The organism is Aeribacillus sp. FSL K6-1305 (assembly GCF_038050115.1).
Lineage (GTDB): Bacteria > Bacillota > Bacilli > Bacillales > Aeribacillaceae > Aeribacillus > Aeribacillus composti.
Genome location: NZ_JBBOQV010000001.1, coordinates 946,933 through 962,919, shown reverse-complemented (window position 1 = coordinate 962,919; position 15,987 = coordinate 946,933). Strand labels below are relative to the sequence as shown.

Annotated in this window: 14 protein-coding genes and 1 CRISPR repeat array; of the genes, 6 read left to right on the top strand and 8 right to left on the bottom strand. The window is 39.7% G+C overall.

The features are described 5' to 3' along the window. Window positions 1-87: 87 nt before the first annotated feature. A CRISPR array of direct repeats spans window positions 88-851; the repeat unit is 30 nt; unit sequence GTTTTTATCTTAACTATGAGGAATTGAAAC. Between the two features lie 41 nt (window positions 852-892). The 8 genes from NST97_RS04485 to NST97_RS04450 all read right to left on the bottom strand — a co-directional run bounded on the left by NST97_RS04485 (window position 893) and on the right by NST97_RS04450 (window position 8,017). Continuing rightward, complete coding sequence (locus tag NST97_RS04485; protein ID WP_263115623.1) at window positions 893-1,081, bottom strand: hypothetical protein; 189 nt, start codon at window positions 1,079-1,081, stop codon at window positions 893-895. Window positions 1,082-1,201: 120 nt separating this feature from the next. Next, window positions 1,202-1,897 (bottom strand): ABC transporter ATP-binding protein, encoded by a 696-nt coding sequence (locus NST97_RS04480; protein WP_094245972.1) that lies wholly within the window; start codon window positions 1,895-1,897, stop codon window positions 1,202-1,204. Window positions 1,898-1,899: 2 nt separating this feature from the next. Continuing rightward, a complete protein-coding gene (locus NST97_RS04475) occupies window positions 1,900-2,985 on the bottom strand; it encodes a hypothetical protein (protein ID WP_094245971.1) in 1,086 nt (361 codons plus the stop codon). After that, window positions 2,978-3,994, bottom strand: coding sequence for an FtsX-like permease family protein (locus tag NST97_RS04470; protein WP_263115627.1), 1,017 nt, complete (start codon window positions 3,992-3,994; stop codon window positions 2,978-2,980). Before NST97_RS04470 ends, NST97_RS04475 begins: the two co-directional genes overlap by 8 nt. 70 nt (window positions 3,995-4,064) lie before the next feature. Then, entirely contained in the window at window positions 4,065-4,457 is a 393-nt protein-coding gene (locus tag NST97_RS04465) for a hypothetical protein (protein WP_094245969.1), read from the bottom strand. Window positions 4,458-5,266: 809 nt separating this feature from the next. Continuing rightward, window positions 5,267-6,097, bottom strand: coding sequence for an energy-coupling factor ABC transporter ATP-binding protein (locus NST97_RS04460; protein WP_341342977.1), 831 nt, complete (start codon window positions 6,095-6,097; stop codon window positions 5,267-5,269). 4 nt (window positions 6,098-6,101) lie between these two features. Continuing rightward, window positions 6,102-6,908: a cobalt ECF transporter T component CbiQ gene (gene cbiQ, locus NST97_RS04455; RefSeq protein WP_339192899.1), complete on the bottom strand. Its 807-nt coding sequence runs from the start codon at window positions 6,906-6,908 to the stop codon at window positions 6,102-6,104. 62 nt (window positions 6,909-6,970) lie between these two features. Further along, entirely contained in the window at window positions 6,971-8,017 is a 1,047-nt protein-coding gene (locus tag NST97_RS04450; protein ID WP_339195773.1) for an energy-coupling factor ABC transporter permease, read from the bottom strand. A 639-nt stretch (window positions 8,018-8,656) separates the two neighbouring features. Between NST97_RS04450 and NST97_RS04445 the strand changes: the two genes are divergently transcribed. The 6 genes from NST97_RS04445 (at window position 8,657) to NST97_RS04420 (ending at window position 15,865) form a co-directional block, all read left to right on the top strand. Then, entirely contained in the window at window positions 8,657-9,673 is a 1,017-nt protein-coding gene (locus NST97_RS04445) for a LacI family DNA-binding transcriptional regulator (protein WP_339196436.1), read from the top strand. 15 nt (window positions 9,674-9,688) lie between these two features. Continuing rightward, window positions 9,689-11,233, top strand: a complete 1,545-nt coding sequence (gene gntK, locus NST97_RS04440; RefSeq protein ID WP_341342976.1) for a gluconokinase — start codon at window positions 9,689-9,691, stop codon at window positions 11,231-11,233. A gap of 49 nt (window positions 11,234-11,282) precedes the next feature. Further along, window positions 11,283-12,632 (top strand): GntP family permease, encoded by a 1,350-nt coding sequence (locus NST97_RS04435; protein ID WP_341342975.1) that lies wholly within the window; start codon window positions 11,283-11,285, stop codon window positions 12,630-12,632. 1,145 nt (window positions 12,633-13,777) lie between these two features. Next, on the top strand, window positions 13,778-14,893 hold the full coding sequence (locus tag NST97_RS04430) for an IS4 family transposase (RefSeq protein ID WP_341342974.1): 1,116 nt from the start codon (window positions 13,778-13,780) through the stop codon (window positions 14,891-14,893). 374 nt (window positions 14,894-15,267) lie between these two features. Beyond that, window positions 15,268-15,474, top strand: a complete 207-nt coding sequence (locus tag NST97_RS04425; protein WP_327847748.1) for a hypothetical protein — start codon at window positions 15,268-15,270, stop codon at window positions 15,472-15,474. 136 nt (window positions 15,475-15,610) lie between these two features. Next, window positions 15,611-15,865, top strand: a complete 255-nt coding sequence (locus NST97_RS04420; protein ID WP_339209857.1) for a hypothetical protein — start codon at window positions 15,611-15,613, stop codon at window positions 15,863-15,865. The last annotated feature ends 122 nt before the right edge of the window (window positions 15,866-15,987 follow it).

The window sequence follows — 15,987 nt, the reverse complement described above, 5'->3', positions numbered from 1 at the left end:
ATTTGATAAAAATTCCACTTTTCGCTAAAATAAAAATAACCAGTCAAGCATTAAAAATGAAATGCTTATTTAACAACTTTTTTTAGGGTTTTTATCTTAACTATGAGGAATTGAAACATAGAACAAAATAAAAATATTGATAATCTGATTCAGTTTTTATCTTAACTATGAGGAATTGAAACCTGTTCAACGCGTTGTCCACTTCGGTTTTTGTATACGTTTTTATCTTAACTATGAGGAATTGAAACTCAATCCTTCTTTAAAATTGTTGAATTCTTTCATAAAGTTTTTATCTTAACTATGAGGAATTGAAACATCGCTAAGCGCCTTGTAGTAGCCCGTCTTCTGATAGTTTTTATCTTAACTATGAGGAATTGAAACCGAGACATATAACAAGATTACCAAAAATGCGCTAGATGTTTTTATCTTAACTATGAGGAATTGAAACGTGATTGTATTTTCTTCCCCTTGAAGCAGGTATTTTTGTTTTTATCTTAACTATGAGGAATTGAAACAATAAAAGAAGGTCAGACCGCCATCTGACCTTCCAGTTTTTATCTTAACTATGAGGAATTGAAACCCATGCCAGCCAACGCTGTAGTTGTTGCTGCCGAAACAGTTTTTATCTTAACTATGAGGAATTGAAACTTTTAAGGATCATAGCAATTTATTTATCATGCTGTTATGTTTTTATCTTAACTATGAGGAATTGAAACCAGGTTGCGCCCGGTGCGATGTGGAACTTACAAGGTGCGTTTTTATCTTAACTATGAGGAATTGAAACAAGTCAGAAAATAAACTTCCTGTTTCTTTGCAAAATCGTTTTTATCTTAACTATGAGGAATTGAAACAAAAGTAACAAAAATTATAAAAGGAATGTATATGCAAAGCGTCATTGCTTTTGATGTCGGTATGGGAATAACCCCTCAATATCATAAATAACCATAACTTGCTTATTGTTGTATTCTTTAAATGTAGGAGTAATGTCTCTTTGCTGTTTTGAAGGTTCTTTATCATGTATTTCTGGAAAAAATGACAATTGCATGGTATCATTCATTATAGTAGTCTTTTGATTACTCATAAAAAATCGCCCTCTTTCTAAAATGTTTGTTTGGTCACTTACCTTTTACTAGAAAGGGTGATTTTTTTGTATTTTTAAGCATGAATTAACAGAAAGAGGCTGCCAAAAAGTGAAAATTAGTCACTTTTTGGACAGCCCCTTACTTGTTATGAGTTGACCGTCATTAATTCGTAGAATTCGATCCCCTAGCTTAGCCACCTTATCATCATGGGTCGCAACAAGCACTGCAGCACCTTTTTCTTTGAAAGAAAGAATATGAGACATTACTGTTTGCGCTGTCTCGCTATCAAGGGCTGCTGTCGGCTCATCGGCGAGTATCACATCAGGATTGTTCACCAGAGCACGAGCAATAGCAACTCGCTGTCGTTCACCTCCAGAAAGTTCTGATGGTTTCTTCTTTAATGCCCAATCCAGACCGACTTTCTCTAATGCCTCTAATACTCTATTTTTTCTCTCCTTACGTCCTGGTAAGGGTCTTGCATATTGCAATGGTATCATGACATTACTTTCAACAGTTTCATTCTCAATTATTGCGTAATCCTGATGGATATATCCAAAATACTCATTTCGTAGACGAGCCCTATTACGATCGCGTTCTGATACTTCTCTTCCTTGAATGAGGATATGGCCCCGCGTTGGCTTACTAATTAATCCTAATATATTTAATAATGTAGATTTACCGCTACCTGACGCCCCCATCAAAATAACACATTCACCAGCATTCAGTCGTAAAGAAACTTTTTCAAGAGCCGTTACTTGTGTGCGATCCCTACCATAAACCTTCGAAATGTTTCGAGCTTCAAGGATTGGTTTCATTTTCAGCCTCCTATCTTTTTTGTGCTGCGCATGGACCATAACCATAATATAAAAAATGTCACTAAGATTCCTAACATAACCCATAACGGTACATTTGGTGATGGTGCACCCGCAAGATGTAAGTAACATAAGAGCAGTGTAAGTATCGTAATCGGTGGGATCAGCACCACCGCTGCCAAAAATCCCCCAATGCGAAGACTAATATGAAAAGGCGTTGCTCCATACATAACCCTGATTTTAAAAGCCCGATGCTCTTGACGAATCGTCAAACGTGCAGAGGACACGAAAGCAATAAAAACTAGTAACAGAAAACTTAACATACCTACAATATATATAGCGGAACGTCCCATTATTTCACGAAATCGTTGAGGTTGATCCACAGCTATGTCATGGGGAATAAGAAACAAGTCACTATTTGCACTCATCTTAACAAACGTACCTACCGCTTTAGCTTCCGGATCAAGCAAGACCGTTCGAGCTATAGCTTCTTCTTGCTCAATAGGACTGAGTAGTGGAAGAAGGTTAGATGGTGCTCTAATCACGATGCGATTGTCTAAGGGTAAACCTGCCGCCGAAGGATCAAAAAAGGTAGCTCCTGCAGGAAGTGTGCCGACTACTGGTATGTTTTCTCCTGCTATATTTACAGAGTCCATATTTTCACCAGCAAGTTTTGACCCTTGCATAGCACATGGTACGGATTCGCACAGCTGAAGCTCAGGAAATAAATCTGAAATAACATCACCGAACAGTATTAGTGTAAGATGTCCATCTGCAAATTCAGGATCATCAAGTCCCATGTTATTAATGATTGCAGTATAGCCCTTTTGATCGTTGATTTGGTCTATCACAAATTGTATAGTATCCGTCCCTACTTGACTCGGTTCACCATCGGATGGATAGTAAGGGGTAAAAGTGACAGCGTGCTGTTCCCGTAATTGCTGGCCTCCTTTTAATACAGCAACCTGGGATACAACATCCTCTAAGGCCAGTGCAAAAACAACGCAGGCTGCGGTAATCATCAATGAAATTCCTAACATGGCCTGCCAACGTCGGCAAGCCATAATAACCCCTGCCCACAACTCACGCATCAACATTTACCTCCTTGTTTGTCTTTATAACCACATAAAGTATCAAAGACCATGTCAAGATGACAATAATGAATGAGATAGCAATACTAGCGAATGTTTGTAAATTGAATAATGGGATATCAGTATGGCTAACTTCTGCTATTAGAAGTTTTGACATAATTCCACCTATAGCACTCCCTATTAGAAGACCAGCTATCCCAAATAATAGATTTTCTCGCACGAGGGTAGTGGGCAAGGCTCCATAACGTCTTCGAATGCCAAACTCTCGAGTACGTTCTTGATTGTATAAAAACCAGTCCAAAACAACACATAAAAGACCCATAACTAGAAAAATGACAGTGATTACAACAAATGGATTATTAATGAAATATGTAAATAATGGGATTTCCTTACTTACCTGAGGGACAAACCCCATCTGATAGAACAAGTTTAATATATGTTTTACTTGATCCGGATCCGAAGTATTTATCGTGTAATTTCCAGGAGGTAGTGGATCTAGATTAATCGTACGTGCATATTGATAATCATCTGTTGCAGATGGCGAATCAATCACTCCGGAAATTTCAACTTCCTTTGGTAAAAGAGATGCTGTACCAGAATTCGACCACTGTTTTTCAGTGTATGTACCTCGGAAAAGATAGGCATGAGAAGTTGTTAAGTCCGTACTTTCATCTGAATCTTTTGGAAACCAAGGCAGGGATCCATGTGGGTCGTAAACAATGATTTCAGGTCGACCATCGCCTAACGAAGAATAAACAAGAGATAGTGACTGTTTATCAATATAGTCAATTAACATACTTTGTGCAGAAGATGCTTCAGTTTTTGTAACCTCTTGTGGACCATTAATCATGGTCAAGACAGTTATTTCTCCTGTTAAGCCGAATGTGATTTCTTGGCGGCTTTCAAGCGTCCATTGAAATGCTTGCACCATGAAAGATGTTAGCATGCTGAGAAGGACGCAACTAAGTGCAAGTCTTAAATTTAATAGAAACCATTTATTTGTATTCATGTCAACGCCCTCCTCAATTTACGTGCTTTGATCCAAATTCTAGAAAGTAAAACTTAATTAGGTTATAATTTTAGAAGTAAATAAAGTTATAGTTATAGCGAGTTACATATTTGTCACCCCAAAGTGGTGAGTCCCAAACAGAGTCTTGGCGGGAATGAACTCTTGTATCACTTTTCGAACTTGCTTTTGAAGTGTAAAGACGTCCTGTATCAAGAGAAGGTCCCGCCTGACGAGTAAACCGGTGATATCCCTGTTTCGCGTGTTTGCCATTATCATTATACGAGGCTTTGATTTGGACATAGCCATTCCATTTTGCCCCCATTAGTGTTTCCCATGCTTTAGCATAGTTCTGACCGGCTGCTTGTGTTTGAGTAAAAGAGAGACATAAGGTAATTAAAAGCCCCGCAATGATTAAGACAAATACATTTCGCACATAGCGAGAAACTCCAAGACTACTATTCATTTTTTATCCCCCCTTTCCAAGTTTTTCACAGTAATCTTTTCAACAATTTACAATAATATCCTCTCTATTTTGACAAAATGAAACAATATTACTAGCATCAATTAAGGTTTAGTATTTTTGCACGAAAATATATAGGTAAAAATGGTGGAGTAAAATTTATGAAGGATTGGATAATCCAAACATGTCTTTGTTTTTACTACAATAGGATCGCATAAAGGGGACATCACACTTTATTTTTTGCTTCGACAAGTATATAAAATTCCATTAAAATAAAAAGAACCATAAAACTTCCAAACGGAAATTTTATGGTTCCTGTCACATTTCGTATGACGTAAAGCATATATTTCCACAACCATAGAGCCACAAGGCATTTTCAACTTAATAGGATTTATCCCTCAGTAAAGTGTATGTTGCATATCAAATAGAATTGTTCAATACACTCATTCTAAAATAAAAAGGTTGTAAGAATAATTATATAGAAATAGAAACTTTTCCTTTTAAAGGTACCATCAAGAATTTTGTGTAAGGTTCTATAGAGTATCCTCAGATTATGCTTTATTCGATAATAAATTCATTTATCTGTTCCCACTAGGAGACTCGGGGAAACGGATATAAGTTAAGTTCGGAACATCAATGAGCCAGCCGATGTTTTTTGTGAAAGTGATGCCGGGGCGTGGGTGCATGGAACATCAAAATAAACGAGAGAATATTTTATGGTTCTCGTCAGATTAGGCAGTGCTTATTTCATAAGGTCAACTGCTTCGAAATAGTTGAATTTATTTGAGCTTCTTCAAATTTCAAAAGCAAACTCATTCTCCGGTCAATCGCAATTCTTTTTTGGCTTCTTTGTCGACTACAATTTTCTCATGGATATATCCGAATTTGCCTTTTGAAGTTCCGCAAACAGGACATTTTTGAAGTGAAAGAGGTAATTCCAAGCCACAGCTATTCAGCAGATCTTCATTGGATAAAATGTCCACTGCGGTTCCATCTGCAGCTATTTCTCCTTTTTTTATCACAATAATCCTTTTACAGGTTTCAAGTACCATGTCCAAGTCGTGGCTGGTAATTATTTTTGTATGTTCAAAGCTTTTTAACAAATCAATTACTCTCCGTCTTGATTTTGGGTCCAGGCCAGAAGTTGGCTCATCCATGATCAATACATCAGGTTGCATGGATAAAACGGATGCAATTGCGGCAGAGCGCTTTTCTCCTCCTGATAGTTTATAGGGGGCTCGGTCTCTCAAATGAGGTATTCCAACCTTCTCCAGTGCCTGCATCACCCGTCTCTCCACGTCTTCCTCTTCCAGCTTATAATTTCGTGGTCCAAAGGCAACGTCTTCATAAACAGTAGTCATGAACAATTGGTCGTCAGGGTCCTGAAAAACCATTCCCAATCTTTGGCGAATCATCGGTAATGTCTTTTTGGTTACACGCACATCTCCTACCAGCACTTCTCCGCCATCCGGAAAATAAACTCCCATCAACAGCATTAGCAGCGTAGACTTCCCAGCACCATTTGCACCAATGATTCCGACTGATTCACCATGATAAATGGAAAAAGACATATTTTTAATTGCTTCATGTCCATCCGGATACGAAAAATGCAGATTCCTCACTTCAATTTTATGATGACTCATCCTATCAAATCACTCCTGTAAACAATGACCCTATCAATACAGGTATGTTGTAAATTCTTGCAATAATAAAAAATAGACTCCATCCGGCAAAATAGGCAAGGTCTTTAAAGCTTAGTTTTGCAATATCTCCTGTATAATACTCTCCTGTAAAGCCTCTTAAATTCATTGCTTGATATACCCGCTCTGCTCTTTCAAAAGTCCTGAGCAATATTTGTCCGGCAAAAGAGCCCCAAGCGCTCCACTTTAATCCCTTTTGTCCTGGCGCCCTAAGTGAATACGCCCTTATCATCCTGGAAATCTCTTCGATCAGCACCGATATATATCGATATGTTAATAGAAGCTGTAAGACAAAAATCTTAGGGATTTTGACCATCCGCAAAGCTGCGGCAAACCGATCCATCCCTGTGGTTGCAATGAGTAAAATGCTGGCTGTCACTGTTAAACTGCATTTTATTAAAATGGATAAAAAAGTAACCCAACCTTTTGAAATGGCAATTCCACCAAACAGCACTTTAGAATGATCAAACAATGGATTTAATATTCCGATTCCGATAATGAAAGGTTCAATAAGCAATATCATTTTTAAAATTGGCGCAACTGGTAGCTCTGCAAAAGCAAAAATTAGTATAGGATAAAAAATAAAAGGCAAAAGACCAATTATTTCATACCTTTCAAATGATACAACCACAGTCAAATAGACGACTGTGGTTAACAGCTTTATTAGTGGATGAATTCTGTGTATAAAGGTCTCTTTTCGCGCCAGATCATCCAGAAGCCTCATATTAGACAGCGAATTTATCATGTTCGACATTTACATCCATTCCTATTATATATTTTTAATAAACTAAAGGGAGGACCCCACCATAAAAATGATCAAGCGGTCGTTTTTATTTTTCTCCTTTTAATCAACATGATGACCCACCCTGTAAATACGGCTAATGCAAGAGTCAATGCTCCTCCTACTATACCCGAAACGCTTGTCCCAGCATTAACAGCAGGCCACGCATTTTCAGCTTGTCCAGCTGTTTTTTCATTTTCACTTGCTTTAAAATCATAATCAGGCAATAATGCTGTTTTGCTTTGAATTTCAGAGAGTGTTTCATGAATGCCGTCAGGAGCTTCCAATTCTGCCGTACCTGCTGTTTTTTCGATAGACCATTCCAGTCCGTCAGGATTAGCGGATGCAAACCAAGAAAACAAACCGCCAACCACAACTACAGCGATTGAAAGGGCTGTCAATACTTTCTTCATAGATATATTGCCAAAGGCTTCCTCGTTTGCTGCTTTTTCCAAAATGTCAGGTCTAGCCCTCCATACGAAGGTAATGATTGCTGCGGTCACCAGCCCTTCAACTATTCCGATCGCAAGGTGAATCGGCTGCATTAACAATACGAATTTCTCAAAGGGTAATTCGGTTTTTCCTGATAAAAGAGTCTCAAGGACAACGCTAAAAGCACCCAATTGGAGAGCAACCAGTGCTGAAGCCATCGAACCAGCAAAAATCCTATTGGAAGTAATCCCTTTACGTGTAAACCATTTATATATGAATGGATATGCTATAAAGCACGTATAAAAACCAAGGTTAAATACGTTGCAGCCAAAAGCAAGCAATCCGCCGTCACCAAAGAACAATGCCTGTATCAACAAAATCGAAGCCATTGTTAAAAATCCCGCATAAGGACCTAATAATATTGCCAGCAGCATTCCTCCTCCGAGGTGTCCGCTTGAACCAGTGCCTGGTATTGAAAAATTAATCATTTGTGCTGCAAAAACAAATGCTCCCATCACTCCCATTAAAGGAATTTTCTTTTCATCCAGCTCATTCTGGAGTTTTTTGATTGAATAAGCTGCAACTCCAGCAGTAGTTGCCAGCATGGTTCCACCAACAGCTGGTGAAATCAAGGCATCCGCCATGTGCATCATATTCACCCCTTTGTAACATTATTTTTAGAATTTTTAAAATAATTTGTAAGACGAGCGTATCACGGTTTGACAAGAATGGTCAAGAGAATGTTAAGTTACACGACTTTCAATGGTCAGAAATGTTCAGCTTTGTTGAACGCGATTTGTTTTTATTCAGCAATTACAATCTTTTGCTATCCAGCCATTTCTCACTATCCGGTTTCTGGATTTGAAACGGGGGAGGAGATGGATTTTTACTGGTACCTCATGTTGTTTTCGGCTTATCGTAAAGGGGCAACTAGTATCGCAGATTTTTTGTGCCGGGTCATAGATGTCGAAAATTACATCTTTATGATCGCTGTTGCGCACAGCCGGAAATTCCGTCAATGTTTTGCTAAGATTTTTTCTTATCGGCGATTAATGAATCTATCCATATAAACGGGCAGTTTTTTAAAATTGGATTTGTCCGCATTTAACTGGTTCACAAAAATATCGATTTATTTACAACGTTTGGCAGCCAGATATGTTGATTTTTAAAGAAAAATTTTTAACAAATTAATTGTAAAACGATTTCATTTTGTTTTATAATTTTACTAAACCGGTTTATGAAAACGCTTATAAATACTAAATCGATTTAGTAATGAAAGAGGGATCCCTTTGAAAAAAGTTACGATGGCTGACGTCGCAAAGTTGGCGGATGTCTCGAAAAGCACAGTGTCGCAATATTTAAATAAACGCTATGAATATATGAGCGAGGAAACGAGAAAACGAATTGCCATGGCGATTAAGGAATTGGGATATCAACCGAATTTTATCGCCCGCAGCTTAAAACAGAAAACAACGATGACAATCGGAGTGGTCGTCTTCAACATTATGCATATGCTTACGACGCAAGTGCTGCATGCGATTGAGGAAGAGTGCCAAGAGCGGGGTTTCCATGTTATCGTCTCTAATTCCGATGATGATCCGGAGAAAGAAAAGAAATATATTGAGATGCTGCGGGCAAAACAAGTCGATGGTTTGATTATTTTTCCAACAGGAAAAAACGCTGATATATATCAAAAATTACTTGAAGAACGGTTTCCGCTTGTGTTTGTCGATCGGATGGTTCCGGAGGTCAAAGCGGACGCAGTTCTGCTTGATAATCAAAAGGCTGCTGAATTGGCGGTCGAATATTTTGCTGAGCGTGGTTACGAACACATCGGAATTGTCACTCCGCCGCTTGTTTCCCATATCGTTCCGAGGATGGAGCGCATTGAAGGATTTCGGCAAGCGTTAGTAAAAAAGGGACTTCCAGTTGTTGACGATTATTTTATCACAACGGAGATCCCGCGTATTCAAAAAGAATTGACAAGGTTGTATGAATCCGGCCGCTTGCCGGAAGCATTGTTTACGATCAATGATTTAACATTGATGGAAGTTTTGTATTTTATTAAAGGAAATCATATTAATACTCCTGACGAATTGGCGATTATCAGCATTGACGATGTGCCGTTTGCCCATGTTTATACGCCGACGTTGACGACGATCTCGCAGCCGACGTTTGCCATGGGGAAAAAAGCGGCAGAACGGCTTTTTTTGCAAATCGCCAAAAAAAGCGAGCATCAACCGCAAGTTTTTCGTTTTTCGCCTACGTTTATCGAACGAGGATCGGTAAAAGAAAAAACATCATAGAAAGAGGGAGCAGACATGGAAGCAAAACAACCAGTTGTAATTGGTGTCGATATCGGAACGACGAGCACAAAAGCGGTGGCGTTTGGCGAACAGGGGCGGACGCTAGCCTCCCACGCAATTGATTATCCAATAATACAGCAGCATCCAGGCTGGGCGGAGCAGGATCCGGAGGAGATTTTCGCAGCTGTTGTGAAAACTGTAAACGCTGTTATTTCTAAGTTAAAAATTCCTTCTAGCCAAGTGAAGGCGATCGGATTCAGCGCGGCGATGCATTCATTAATGGCGCTTGATGTATCAGGACGCCCGCTTACCCGCTGCATTATTTGGGCCGATAACCGCAGTGTCGAACAAGCGGAGCGGCTTTTGGATGAATTAAGCGGCATAAGCATTTACAAACGGACTGGAACCCCGATTCATCCGATGTCCCCGCTTCCGAAATTGCTTTGGCTGAAAGAGGAACAGCCTGATTTATTCCGTCAGACGCACAAATTTGTATCGATGAAAGAATATGTGCTGTATCAATTATATGGCCAATATGTTGTCGACTATTCGATCGCTTCAGCAACGGGTCTGTTCCGCTTAGATACGCTTGATTGGGATGAGGATGTTCTTAAACTTCTCGGAATGACAAGAGCGCAGTTATCGAGCTTGGTGCCAACGACGCACATATTGCGGGGGATGAGGAAAGAATGGGCTGAGCAAATGGGCTTGGATCCGAACGTCCCTGTCGTTGTCGGAGCTAGTGACGGGGTGCTCGCTAATGTCGGCGTCGGAGCGATTTTGCCCGGGGAGGCGGCGATTACGATTGGAACAAGCGGCGCGGTGCGGACGATTTCCCCAATTCAAAAAACAGATGAAAAAGGGCGGACGTTTTGTTATGCGCTTACACCAAATCATTGGGTCGTTGGCGGGCCGACGAACAATGGCGGTATTTTGCTGCGTTGGCTTCGTGACGAATTTGGCAGCCCAGAGCGCGAAGTGGCGAAAAGGCTCGGCATTGATCCATATGAACTGCTGACAAAGTACGCTGAAAGAGTTCCAGCAGGTTCAGAAGGATTGCTGTTTCTTCCGTTTTTGTCTGGCGAACGTGCACCGTACTGGAACGCGAACGCAAGAGGGACTTTTTTCGGCATCAGCCTCCGTCATAAGCGGGAGCATTTTATTCGCGCGGTGATGGAAGGGGTATGTATGAGCGTCTTTTCTGTCGCTCTGGCGATTCGCGATGTCACAGGGCCGCTGTCGGAAATCCGCGTATCTGGCGGTTTTGCGAAATCTCCGTTTTGGCGGCAAATGCTTGCCGATATGATGGGAAAAGAGCTGTTAGTACCGGAAACGCACGAGGCGTCTGCGTTAGGCGCTGCAGCATTGGCATTGTATGCGCTTGGCGATATTCCATCGCTTGATACGGTGAAAACGTGGATTCATATTTTATCACGCCATGTGCCAAATGAAGAAAATACGCTTATTTATTCCGAACTATTTGATATATATACACGATTATATGATCGCATAAAGGATGAGTTTGATGTGATTGCTTCTTTCCAGCGTAGAAATGGATAGCTACTAAATCGGTTTAGTTCACATCAAACAGAAAATAGGAGGAATGGAAATGGGAATCGCGATTGTTATTGCTGCGATTGTTGTGTTATTGCTGCTCATCACTGTTGCGAAAATGCATCCGTTTGTCGCTTTGATTTTGACATCCGTTGGTGTAGGGCTGGCAATGGGAATGCCGCTGATCGCACCGTCGCCGGAAACGCCGGGAATTATTGATTCGATTAAAGCAGGTCTTGGCAATACGCTTGGCTTTTTGGCGATCGTATTGGCGCTTGGAACGATGCTTGGAAAAATGATGGCGGAGTCCGGAGGCGCTGAACGCATTGCGAAAACATTGATTGACCGTTTTGGCCAAAAACGCGTCCATTGGGCAATGATGGTCGTCGCATTTTTAGTGGGGATCCCAGTATTTTTCCAAGTAGGATTCGTGCTATTAATTCCGCTTGTGTTTACCATTGCAATGGAAACAGGAATTTCGCTTGTGACAATTGGTATTCCGCTTGTTGCCGGATTATCTGTCGTGCATGGACTTGTTCCGCCGCATCCGGCTGCGATGGCTGCCGTCGGCATTTTTAAAGCTGATGTCGGGACAACAATTCTTTATTCGCTTATTGTCGGGCTGCCGACAGCCATTATCGCCGGACCGTTGTTTGGAAAATGGATCGGGTCGCGCATGTATAAACAAGTGCCTGGTGAAATCGCCGAGCAGCTTGTACAGCATAAAGAAAAGAAAGACCTCCCTGGCTTTGGCAACACGTTAATTACGATTCTGCTTCCGGTTATTTTAATGCTGGTTGCTTCCATAGCTAATGTTACGCTGGATCAAGCGTCGGAAGCATCGAAAGTGTTGCGCTTTATCGGGGATCCGATCATCGCGCTTTTGATCGCGACGATTTATTCGTTCTTTAGCCTTGGCTACGCTCGAGGATTCAATCGCGATAAAGTATTAAAATTTGCCAATGACTGCCTTGGTCCTGTCGCCAATATTTTGCTTGTCATCGGAGCTGGCGGGGCGTTCAATAAGGTGTTGCTTGATTCTGGCATTGGCGACCAAATCGCAGACTGGGCTACACATTCGCAAATGTCTCCGCTGCTGTTAGGTTGGGGAATTGCCGCGCTCATTCGGATTGCGACAGGTTCTGCGACGGTATCGATGATGACAGCGGCAGGCATTGTTGCCCCAATTGCCGCCAGCATTCCTGGCACGAACGCTGAATTGCTTGTATTAGCGACAGGAGCGGGATCACTCATTTTATCGCACGTCAACGACTCCGGCTTCTGGATGATCAAAGAGTATTTCGGCATGACCGTCAAAGAAACGTTGATGACATGGACCGCAATGGAGACAATTATTTCTGTCGTCGCTTTTGCGCTGATTGCGTTGCTGGATTTATTAGTGTAAGATATAAAAAATGTCAGGCGCTTTCGCAAAACCCTGTCAAGTGGGCATTTCCGACTGAGATCGAATAACAATGCTGTAATAGTCACTTGCACATAACTCTGTCAAGCAGATATTAAAAAAAGAGTATATGAAGCTGCGGCCTTTTCTCGATACTCAACCGGGGAAAGGCCGTTATTTTTTCTTGGAAACGACTGTAATGGTAAAAAATGAATATATTCTTCAATCGAATTACAAGCCTTAAAGAATCACACATTTATTTTTTTTGATCATCAAACTAACCCAGCAGGAAATTGCGTAAGGACTTCTAAAAGCGTGAGACTAATCGCTCGCTGAATCGTATAAAAAAGGAGATGCCGTCAAAACTATGTGTTTTTTGTTCATCTAAATGTAAAAAGCAGGTGAATATGCGAAATTAGAAGAACGGAACATTCGTTAAAAATTCGTCCAACGACATAAAATTTAGAAGTTGTATTTGATAGAGCATTTTTATTTAGGTTCAAAAAAGAAAAATCCTTGGGCTATTGTTTATTGCTATTATATTTTTCGAATAAATTCGTCCACAGAATAATAGAACACTGCACGAATAACTGCATAAATCAGTAATTCAGGAGGAGACTATAATGCAAATATAGATATAGAAAGACAGTATACAATTGCTTTGACTAATAGTCGATTTTCTTTTTTCATAATACTTTTACTTAAAATTTCAGAGAGGATTGATGCGGATACCCCATATAACAAAACAATGAAAGATACATAGAAGCAGCAGATAAAAATATAGGAAATATTTACATCCAGAATCTAGGGATTAGTCAGATCGTTATCAGTACTGATACCAACCAATATGTTGTGAGATTTCTAAATAAAAATGCTTTCATTCATACTACACGACCTTTTTCATGTTTATCCATCGATTTTAATACAATGTAAATTAGCAGTAAATGACAGTTTCATAGAGATTTTATGTTAAGCAGCGATGGATAAATGAATGCAGAGTTGAAAAATCACTAGCATTGCAGTAATTAAATCTGATGATTCAAAATACTAAGAATGTTCAATTTTTTATTGATTTCGAAACAAAAAAATCCTTTACAATGGAAGTACAGGTGGTTCCTGTCCAAATCCAATCGTAAAGGATAACTATTATGGACAAGAATACACTAATTTCATCATTTGGTAAATGGGTTTCACCCATAAATATTCAAAAACTTAGCGAACAAGTCAAAGAATTGAAACAGGACTATTACACAAAAAAGCTGACAACAGAAGCCTATATTAAACTTTTATTGGTAGCCCAGCTGCTCGAATTTAAGAGCTTAGAGGAAATGAGTGATGCACTTGTAGACGAAGATCTTCAAAAAGCACTCGGATTTGAATCGATAAGTGCCTCTCAGCTATCCCGAAAAAACAATCAGATCCACCCACTAATTCTTGCAAATTTGTTCTTGGATCTTGTTTGGAAAATTCAACGGCACCATTATCAAAACGGAAAGAATATGCCACTGAAAATCATTGATTCAAGTACACTCCCGTTGAATTTGACCCATTATAAATGGGCAAAATTCCGTAAAACAAAAGCTGGTGTAAAGCTACACTTACGGCTCGTTTTCATGGATAAAGACACCGTCTATCCTGAAAAAGCAGTGATTACGACAGCAAAAGAACATGACCGAAATCAACTCGAAGTCCTAGTGGATGATCAAGAAGCCATGTATGTGTTTGACCGCGGTTATGTGGACTATGAACGTTTTGACCGGATGACAGATGATGGCTATTTCTTCGTTTCAAGACTGAAGAAAAACGCAGTCATTCGTGAAGTCTATACATTTTCACTTCCTGATGATTGTCACGTTCTATCCGATAAAATGGTCTACATTGGTACCACACAAAATCGTACTGAAAATGTCTATCGTCTACTAGAAGTTATGGACACAAAAGGGAACTTACTTCGTTTCATCACCAACCGATTTGATTTAAAACCAGAAGAGATAAGTGATATTTACCGATCTCGCTGGGCTATTGAACTCTTTTTCAAATGGCTCAAGCAACACGTAGAAATTAAGCACTTTTATGGAATGAGTGAAACAGCTATTCAAAATCAAATTTTCTTAGCCCTTATCACGTATTGCTTACATGTTCTCATTCAATTGGAGATGAAAAGTAAGAAATCCCTACTTCGAATTACTCGTTGGTTAAAGAGAGCTCTGTGGAAACCAGCTTATGTTTGGTTGCGAAAATTTGATGGGCGAGCCAGTCCATAATCTCCCTTTTGTCGTTGTCGCTCTGGTTTAACTGTATATATTTACCAAATGGGCAGTGCCACCTTTCTTTAGGTTTTGTCTTTTTGGCACAAATTCACAAAAATTAATTAACAGAAAATTCTAACTATATTTATGCAATGCTAATGTTGAAAAATATTAAAATATATAGTCCTGTTTGTTTGGACAACTCTTTTTGTATGTATACGATATGATTATGCCGAAAAATTTTTTATACATCTTGATAGGAATACCTGTTTTATTAGTAAGTTCATTTTTTCTTTTGAAAATTTTTAATGAGAATCGAGCAAACGATTGAGTTTTAAATATCGACATTTGAAATTCAAAGGATAAGAATGTAATTTAATTACGGTTCTATGTCAATTGTTTTGGCGATCATTATTGGACGAAAAGAAGCCGGACGTAAAACTCCTGCCTTCTTGACCACAAGGCGACTACAAAAATTTAATGACATTCGATCTATTAAGGACGATACAAAGTGGCTACGGCTAACGATCACAAGCGCAATTATTGTGTCAGTGATCGGAGGAGTCGTAGCTATTATTTTTGCTGCATTGAAGTAAGTGTTCAGTGACGGAAAAAATCGTGCGGTAGACAAGTAACTCATTTGTTGAATTGCTATGCTTCTGCTGTTTCTCTTGCCCTAGGTCTTGAATACACTAATGTTGGAGCAATGACAATTAGAAAGGAGATGTTCAATTGGAAGCTATTCTATCAATTGAATTCACTGCATATGTGGCATTAGCCGTTTTGCTGTACGCAATCCGTCAAGCAACCAATCTTTCGAATCGCTACATTCCGATTGTCGCAGTTGTACTTGGCATTGCTTTCTCTATTTTTGAAGCCAGCGCTTTCTCATTTGAGGTTTTAGTAAACGGATTAAAATATGCCTTGTATGGGATCGGATCCGTCGCTGCAATCAAATATGCTCTTGAAAAGACAACGGAGAAATAATGGCAGACAAATCCGGGGCGATAGCTGGTTGGAAAAGTATAAAGTGTTTCCTTTCTTGACAGCTGCATAAGCGTACTTGAATCAGTTCGAGGAACAAGCGGTTTGGCCGGAAATGGTAACAA

What these genes read in the sequence shown, in the direction of transcription:
- NST97_RS04485 (WP_263115623.1), bottom strand. Translation starts at nt 1,081, where the DNA reads ATGAGTAATCAAAAGACTACTATAATGAATGATACCATGCAATTGTCA.
- NST97_RS04480 (WP_094245972.1), bottom strand. Translation starts at nt 1,897, where the DNA reads ATGAAACCAATCCTTGAAGCTCGAAACATTTCGAAGGTTTATGGTAGG.
- NST97_RS04475 (WP_094245971.1), bottom strand. Translation starts at nt 2,985, where the DNA reads ATGCGTGAGTTGTGGGCAGGGGTTATTATGGCTTGCCGACGTTGGCAG.
- NST97_RS04470 (WP_263115627.1), bottom strand. Translation starts at nt 3,994, where the DNA reads ATGAATACAAATAAATGGTTTCTATTAAATTTAAGACTTGCACTTAGT.
- NST97_RS04465 (WP_094245969.1), bottom strand. Translation starts at nt 4,457, where the DNA reads ATGAATAGTAGTCTTGGAGTTTCTCGCTATGTGCGAAATGTATTTGTC.
- NST97_RS04460 (WP_341342977.1), bottom strand. Translation starts at nt 6,097, where the DNA reads ATGAGTCATCATAAAATTGAAGTGAGGAATCTGCATTTTTCGTATCCG.
- cbiQ (WP_339192899.1), bottom strand. Translation starts at nt 6,908, where the DNA reads ATGTCGAACATGATAAATTCGCTGTCTAATATGAGGCTTCTGGATGAT.
- NST97_RS04450 (WP_339195773.1), bottom strand. Translation starts at nt 8,017, where the DNA reads ATGCACATGGCGGATGCCTTGATTTCACCAGCTGTTGGTGGAACCATG.
- gntK (WP_341342976.1), top strand. Translation starts at nt 9,689, where the DNA reads ATGGAAGCAAAACAACCAGTTGTAATTGGTGTCGATATCGGAACGACG.
- NST97_RS04435 (WP_341342975.1), top strand. Translation starts at nt 11,283, where the DNA reads ATGGGAATCGCGATTGTTATTGCTGCGATTGTTGTGTTATTGCTGCTC.
- NST97_RS04430 (WP_341342974.1), top strand. Translation starts at nt 13,778, where the DNA reads ATGGACAAGAATACACTAATTTCATCATTTGGTAAATGGGTTTCACCC.
- NST97_RS04425 (WP_327847748.1), top strand. Translation starts at nt 15,268, where the DNA reads ATGTCAATTGTTTTGGCGATCATTATTGGACGAAAAGAAGCCGGACGT.